This window comes from Collinsella tanakaei, assembly GCF_016900375.1.
In the GTDB taxonomy this organism is placed as follows: domain Bacteria; phylum Actinomycetota; class Coriobacteriia; order Coriobacteriales; family Coriobacteriaceae; genus Collinsella.
The window spans coordinates 48,518-55,924 of record NZ_JACJKB010000016.1 but is presented as its reverse complement, the minus strand read 5'-3'; the positions used below and the strand labels follow the sequence as shown (position 1 = coordinate 55,924).

Annotated in this window: 4 protein-coding genes; all 4 read left to right on the top strand. The window is 65.8% G+C overall.

Annotation, left to right across the window (positions count from 1 at the left end; translation table 11 throughout):
• Positions 1 to 883: hypothetical protein (locus tag H6A16_RS09330; protein WP_204618511.1), on the top strand; the 883-nt coding region annotated here is incomplete at its 5' end.
• Positions 853 to 1,518 carry a helix-turn-helix transcriptional regulator gene (locus H6A16_RS09325; RefSeq protein WP_204618508.1) on the top strand — a complete coding sequence of 222 codons (666 nt, stop codon included), beginning with the start codon at positions 853 to 855 and terminating at the stop codon, positions 1,516 to 1,518. The genes H6A16_RS09330 and H6A16_RS09325, both read left to right, overlap by 31 nt.
• 362 nt (positions 1,519 to 1,880) lie before the next feature.
• Positions 1,881 to 2,567, top strand: coding sequence for a TetR/AcrR family transcriptional regulator (locus H6A16_RS09320; RefSeq protein ID WP_204618506.1), 687 nt, complete (start codon positions 1,881 to 1,883; stop codon positions 2,565 to 2,567).
• A 239-nt stretch (positions 2,568 to 2,806) separates the two neighbouring features.
• The gene (locus H6A16_RS09315; RefSeq protein ID WP_342589750.1) at positions 2,807 to 7,402 is read left to right on the top strand and encodes an acyl-CoA dehydratase activase-related protein; all 4,596 of its coding nucleotides are present in this window, start codon (positions 2,807 to 2,809) and stop codon (positions 7,400 to 7,402) included.
• The last annotated feature ends 5 nt before the right edge of the window (positions 7,403 to 7,407 follow it).

Sequence of the window (7,407 nt, the reverse complement as noted above, 5' to 3'; positions counted from 1 at the left end):
AGATGTGTATAAGAGACAGGATGTAGAGGCCGGTTCGGCTTGCGCTTCCGCAGCACGAGCCCCGCATCCCTCGTTTACCGCCTGCGTGGCCATGCTGGCGCTGCTCGAGGTCTCGACGCCCCTGCTCAATCTCGTCGTTTTCCCTCTGTACGATCAGACGTTTTCCGCTGCCCGCGACATTTCGGTGCTGGCGATGGCTGTGCTGCTCATGGGGGTCGCTCTGGTGGCGACGGCAGCCCCGCGCCTGCTCATGACTAAGCGCATGTCGCAGATGTCCTTGGGGTGCCTTGTCGCAGGCCCGCTGCTGCTTCTCCCTGCGCTTGCGTGGCAGGTGCCGGTGCTTTTGGTCGTCGCGTCGATCGTGCTCGCGGTCGGTCGCGGATGGGTGACGGTCGCTGTGGGAACGGCGATCTCCCGCCTGCCGCGCCGCGATATCGCCCTTTGCGTGACGGGCGCCTTCGCCGCCGCCTACACGGTTGCCGCGGTCGCATGGAGGCTCCCCGCAGCGGTCGGTCTTACTGCGTTTTTCATCGGGCCGCTCGCCGCGCTCACGATCGCGCGGCCGGCTGCACGCGCCGCCTTCGAGGCGACCGAGCACGACGAGGCGCCGCGCGATTTCTCCGTCACGCAACCTGCGACGTTTCTGCCCCTGACCAGCCGTCTGTTCGTGAGCATGCTCGTGTTCAAGCTCGTGTTCGGATACGCGCTTCGGTTCGACGTGAACGACGCGAATCCTGTTGCCGACTGGCTCGTTGCCCTTGCTGCGGTCGTTGCCGTGCTCGTGCGCTCCGCATGGCCCGCATCGCGCCGCGCGGGCGATGCGCAACCGGTGCACGTGCTTGGCCAGAGACCATGGGATGCCTTTGTGAGCATGGTGGTCTGATTGTGACGGCGGCCCTGCTCTGCTCGATGCTGCCGCTGCCGGCCGCCCCGGGCGTCAGCACCTCGCTGCTCACGGCGGGAAGCGTGCTATTCGAGCTCGTGTCGTGGACGGCACTCGTGACGCTCGCCTCGCGCAATCCGCGCGCGGCGGTGGCCTCGTTCTCGTGGGGCCGCGGCGCCGCCTGCTTGGGATCGGTTGCCGGCGCGTTTTGCGGCGCACGGGCGGGAGCGCTCTTCGGCGTCGACCAGGTGTCGGTCATCCTCGTGTCCGCGGGCTTCGTGCTCGCGCTCATGGTCTATGTCCTCTTCTGCCTGCGCGGATTCAGTTTCGACGAGACGATTGGCGGCGTGGTTCCCGTTGTGGAGGAGACGCCGCTTGAAGACGCGGGCGCTGCGGGAGAGCTATCTGCCGTTCCGCCTGCGAGCATCGATGAGCGGTGTGCGACGGTGGCCGAGGCGCACGGCCTGACGCCGCGCGAGCGCGAGGTGTTCCTCATGCTGGCGCACGGGCGCAACCGCGAGTACATCGAGGGGCATCTCAGCATCTCGCGCAACACCGTGAAGGCCCACGTGAAGCACATCTACGCCAAGCTCGACGTCCATTCGCACCAGGAGCTGCTCGATCTGGTGGAGTAGGGGCGGAATCGGGCACCGGTGAATTCAAGCTGGATAGTTATGAAGCCCGTTTTCAGCGTTTCTTCCCGAATCTGCCGAGTAGAGTGGGTATCTGCGCCGAATACGATTTACAAAACCGCAGGTCAGATATGGTGTCAAGGTTCCGTGTGATTGGCTCTACTGAGGGGTAGCCGAAAGATTCGCTGAAAACGGGCTTCATAATTGCGGCCGACAAGTTCGAACCCGGCCCAACCCTGCCGGCCGGCAGGGTTGGGCCGGGTTCGAACTTGTCGGCCGGTTATGCAGAGACGGTGCTCGGTGAATAGTCGTGCACACTGTGTGCAATAATGCACACTGAGTGTAATTGCAACCGAGAGGACTGCATGCCACAGACCGATTTCAAGTGCGACCGACGGTCGCTGCGCTCGCAGCAGGCCCTGCTCGACGCGCTCGTCCAGCAGCTTGGCGAGGGGGAGGACCTCTCCCGCGTCACGGTGGCGTCGCTCACCGAGCGGGCAGGCTTAACACGGCGCACGTTCTACACCCATTACAAGGACATACCGGATTTCGTCGAGCAGGTTGAGGCGGCGCTTCTGGCCGATATCGGCGAGCTCACGGCGCGTATCGGCGCAGCGACGCTCGAGGACCTCTACCGCAACATCGGCGAGCTGGCGCCCGCGCCCGGCTCCGTTGAGCTGCTGAGCTACCTGCGCGATCGCCGTGCGCTTATCGGATCGCTGCTCGGCCCGGGCGGCGACCCGGCCTTCATCAAGAAGCTGATCGACCTGGCGCGCGGGGTGGTTGCCGACCGCATGCAGACCGGCATTTTCCCGGGCGCGCTCGGGTCGTTTTTCGACTACTACCTGAGCTATGTCGTCTCGGCTGAGGTCGGCGTGATCCAGCGCTGGTTCGAAAACGGCCTGAGGGAATCGCCCGAGACCATGGCGCGCATCATGACGGTCATCGCCTTCGTGCGTCCCGGCGACCTATATGGCAAGCCGATCGATATCAACGTGCCGGCCTACGGCATGAAGCTTTTGAACCTGCAACTCGACACCGAGGAGAACTAACCATGGGATTCTTCAGGAAGAAAAAGGCCGACCCCGCCAACGAGCCCGAATCCACAACCACGCAGACCCCCGCGCCCGCTATTTCGAGCATGGAAACCCCTACACCTGTCACTTCTACTACGGAGACGGCCTTGTCAGATGCCGCAGATTGCCCTGAAAGAGGAGGGAGCACGCCTGACGTGCGGCGACCGACGATTGAAGGGCAAGGTGCGGCATCTGACAAGGCCGCTCAGGTCGAGATTCCGTCCGGCGCCCTCTGGGCGCCGGAGGAGGCCTACGGCACCCTCCACCTCGGCATCGACGTGGGCTCCACGACGGTCAAGCTCGCGGTGTTGAACGACGACAACCGCATCGTGTACGCCAAGTACCAGCGCCACCACACCGACGTGCGCGCCTGCGCGCGCGACCTGTTCGTGGGTGCCTCCGGCCTGCTCAAGCGCACGCCCATGACCTGCGCCATCACCGGTTCGGGCGGCCTGCTCCTGTCGCAGTGGCTCGGCCTCGAGTTCGTGCAGGAGGTCATCGCCTCCAAGCGCGCCGTCGAGACGCTCATCCCCGCCACCGATGTCGCCATCGAGCTCGGCGGCGAGGACGCCAAGATCATCTACTTCGACCACGGCATCGAGCAGCGCATGAACGGCACCTGCGCCGGCGGCACGGGCGCGTTCATCGACCAGATGGCGACGCTGCTGCACACCGACGCCTCCGGCCTGAACGAGCTCGCAAAGGGTGCGACCACCATCTATCCCATCGCCAGCCGCTGCGGCGTTTTCGCCAAGACCGACGTGCAGCCGCTGTTGAACGAGGGCGCCCGTCCCGAGGACGTCGCTGCCTCGATCTTCCAGGCCGTCGTCACGCAGACCATCTCGGGCCTCGCGTGCGGCCGTCCCATCCGCGGCAACGTCGCCTTCCTGGGCGGTCCGCTGCAGTACCTCTCCGAGCTGCGCAAGCGCTTCTACATCACGCTCGAGCTCGACGAGGAGCACCGCATCGTGCCCGAGAACGCGCACCTGTTCGTGGCGAGCGGCGCGGCCATGGCGCACGAGTCCAACAAGCTCTCGACCTTCCCCGAGCTCATCGCCGCCATCGACTCGCTGGGCGACACCCAGGGTTCCGAGGTCGCGCGCCTTGACCCGCTCTTTGCCGACGATGAGGCATACCGCGCCTTCAAGGAGCGTCACGACACCGAGGTCGTGCCCAAGGGCGACCTTGCGAGCTATGCGGGCGGCCGAGTGTTTATCGGCATCGACGCCGGCTCCACCACGATGAAGGCGGCCATGGTCGGCGAGGACGGCCAGCTGCTTCACACCTGGTACGGCAACAACAACGGCGACATCCTGGGCACGGCCAAGACCATCATGGCCGACTTCTACGAGCACATCCCCGCGGGCTGCACCATCGGCCACGTGACCACGACCGGCTACGGCGAGGCCCTGCTCATCGAGGCGCTCAAGGCCGACTCGGGCGAGATCGAGACCGTGGCGCACCTGCGCGGCGCCAAGGCCTTCCTGCCGGGTGTCGAGTTCATCCTGGACATCGGCGGCCAGGACATGAAGTGCCTGCGCGTGCGCGATGGCGTCATCGAGCACATCATGCTGAACGAGGCCTGCTCCTCGGGTTGCGGCAGCTTCATCGAGAGCTTCGCGGTGTCCATGAACATGGACGTGCGCGCGTTTGCCGACGAGGCCATCCGCGCCAAGAACCCGGTCGACCTGGGCAGCCGCTGCACGGTGTTCATGAACTCCCGCGTCAAGCAGGCGCAGAAGGAGGGCGCGACGGTGGGCGACATCGCCGCCGGCCTGTCGTACTCCGTCATCAAGAACGCGCTGTTCAAGGTCATCAAGCTGCGCGATCCCAAGGAGATCGGCACGAAGGTGATCGTCCAGGGCGGCACCTTCATGTCCGACGCGACCCTGCGCGCCTTCGAGCAGCTCACGGGCGTCAACGCCATCCGTCCCGACATCGCCGGCTGCATGGGCGCCTACGGTGCCGCGCTGCTCGCGCGCGACCGCGCGGGCGAGACGGGCACTTCAGCCATCCTTTCGGCCGACGAGATCGCCCGTCTGACCGTGACCCAGAAGCATGCCCGTTGCGGCCGTTGCTCCAACAACTGCCTGCTCACCATCAACGACTTCGGCGGCGGCCGTCGCTTTATCACCGGCAACCGCTGCGAGAAGGGCGCGGGCCACAAGAAGGCCAAGACCGAGGCGCCGAACCTCTTCGCCAAGAAGAACGAGCTGCTGTTCAACCGTCCCGTGCTCGACGAGGCCGACGCCCCGCGCGGTACGGTCGGCCTGCCCCGCGCGCTCAACATGTACGAGAACTACCCGTTCTGGCACACGTTCTTCACCAAGCTGGGCTTCCGCGTGGTGCTGTCGGACAACTCGAGCAAGAAGGTCTACGAGGCGGGCATCGAGTCCATGCCGTCGGAGTCCGTGTGCTATCCGGCCAAGCTTTCCCACGGCCACATCATGAACCTGATCGACAAGGACGTCGACTTCATCTGGATGCCCTGCATCCGCTGGGAGCGCAAGGAGGACGAGGCCGCGGGCAACTGCTACAACTGCCCCATCGTCATGAGCTACCCGACGGCGCTCGGCCTGAACATCGACGACATCGCCGCCAAGAACGTCGAGTTCATGTACCCGTTCGTGCCCTACCACGACAAGGTCGAGCTCAAGCGCCGCCTGTACGAGCTCATCGCCGTCGAGCGCGTGGCCGACGCCGAGGCCGGTCGCGGCCGTGTGCGCGGACCCAAGATCACCCGCTCCGAAATCGACGCCGCGGTGAACGCCGCCTACGAGGCCGATGCCGCCTTCCATGAGCAGATCCAGACCATGGGCGAGGAGGCCATCAACTGGATCGAGGAGCACGGCGGCCACGGTATCGTGCTCGCCGGGCGCCCCTACCACAACGACCCCGAGATCAACCACGCGCTGCCCGAGCTCATCTCGAGCTTCGGCTTCGCGGTGCTGACCGAGGACTCCGTGGCGCACCTCGTGAAGCCCGACCGTCCCATCCGCGTCGTGGACCAGTGGATGTTCCACAGCCGCCTGTACCGTGCGGCCAAGCTGGTCACGTTGCGCAACGACCTCGACCTCATTCAGCTGAACTCCTTCGGCTGCGGCCTGGACGCGCTCACCACCGACCAGGTGCAGGAGATCCTCGAGGGCTCCGGCAAGATCTACACCGTGCTGAAGATCGACGAGGTTTCGAACCTCGGCGCGGCGCGCATCCGCATCCGCTCGCTTATGGCCGCGCTCAAGGACCAGGAGGCCGAGCGCGCCGCCGCTGCCGCGGCTGCCGGCGAGGACTACAAGCAGGGCGACGCCGCGCCCGTGGCGCCGAGCGCTGACGCCCCGGCGTTCTCCACGCACAAGTACGCGCTCTCCGCTCAGCGCCGCGCCAACTCCGCCGCCTTCGAGAAGGTGCCCTTCACCGAGGAGATGCGCGATGCGGGTTACACCATCCTGTGCCCGCAGATGGCGCCCATCCACTTCGACCTGGTGAAGGAGGTCATGAAGGCGGGCGGCTACAACTTCGAGCTTCTGCCCTCCACCGATCGAGGCGCCGTCGAGGCCGGCCTGCGCTATGTGAACAACGACATCTGCTATCCGTCGATCCTCGTGACCGGCCAGATCATGGAGGCCATCGAGAGCGGCCGCTACGACCTGTCGAAGACCGCCGTGATCATCTCGCAGACCGGCGGCGGTTGCCGCGCCACCAACTACATCGCGCTCATCCGCAAGGCGCTGCGCGAGTCCGGCCACCCCGAGATTCCCGTGATCAGCCTGGCCGCCGTGAAGCTCGACGAGTCCAACCCCGGCTTCAAGCTGTCGCCCGGCCTGCTCAAGGCCGCGGTGTACTGCGTGCTGTTCGGCGACGTGATGATGCAGATGCTCTACCGCTGCCGTCCCTACGAGGTGACGCCGGGCGCCGCTAACGCGCTGTTCGAGGAGTACATGGCGCGCGCTCGCCAGCTTGCGCCCAAGTTCACGCGTCGCAGCTTCACGAAGCTCGCGCGCGAGGCCATCCGCGCCTTCGACACCATGCCGCTCGTGGGCGAGGGCACCAAGCCGCGCGTGGGCGTGGTCGGCGAGATCCTCGTCAAGTTCCATCCCACCGCGAACAACCACGTGGTCGAGGTCATCGAGAACGAGGGCTGCGAGGCCGTGGTCCCGGGTCTGCTCGACTTCTTCCTGTACTCGATGAGCAACGCCAAGGTGCAGAAGGACGAGCTCGGCAGCTCGGCAGCGTCGCGTGCCGCCATGGATGCCGCCATCGCCGCGGTTGACTGGATGCGCAAGCCGGTCGACGACCTGCTGGAGAAGTCCAGCCGCTTCGAGCGCCCCGAGCCTATCTCCGTCATGGCCGAGAAGGCCAACACGGTGCTCAGCCTGTGCAACAACATGGGCGAGGGTTGGCTGCTCACGGCCGAGATGCTCGACCTCATCGACCACGGCGCACCGAACATCATCTGCACGCAGCCCTTCGCCTGCCTGCCCAACCACGTGGTGGGCAAGGCGGTGATCAAGGAGCTGCGCCGCCTGCACCCCGAGAGCAACATCGTGGCCGTCGACTACGACCCGGGTGCGTCCGAGGTGAACCAGCTGAACCGCATCAAGCTCATGATCTCGGTTGCCAAGGAGAACATGCGCGCGGGCAAGGGCTTCACGCTGGAGCACATCAAGCCGCTCGAGATGGACGCGGTCGACTCCAAGTTCCGTCCGCACCATGGCGAGGACGAGGGCGCCTCGGGCAGCTGCACCGCCTGCGGTGCGGTGAGCGACGAGGCCGTTGCCGCCGTGGCCGATCGCCTCATGGGGAAGAAGTAGCCTTC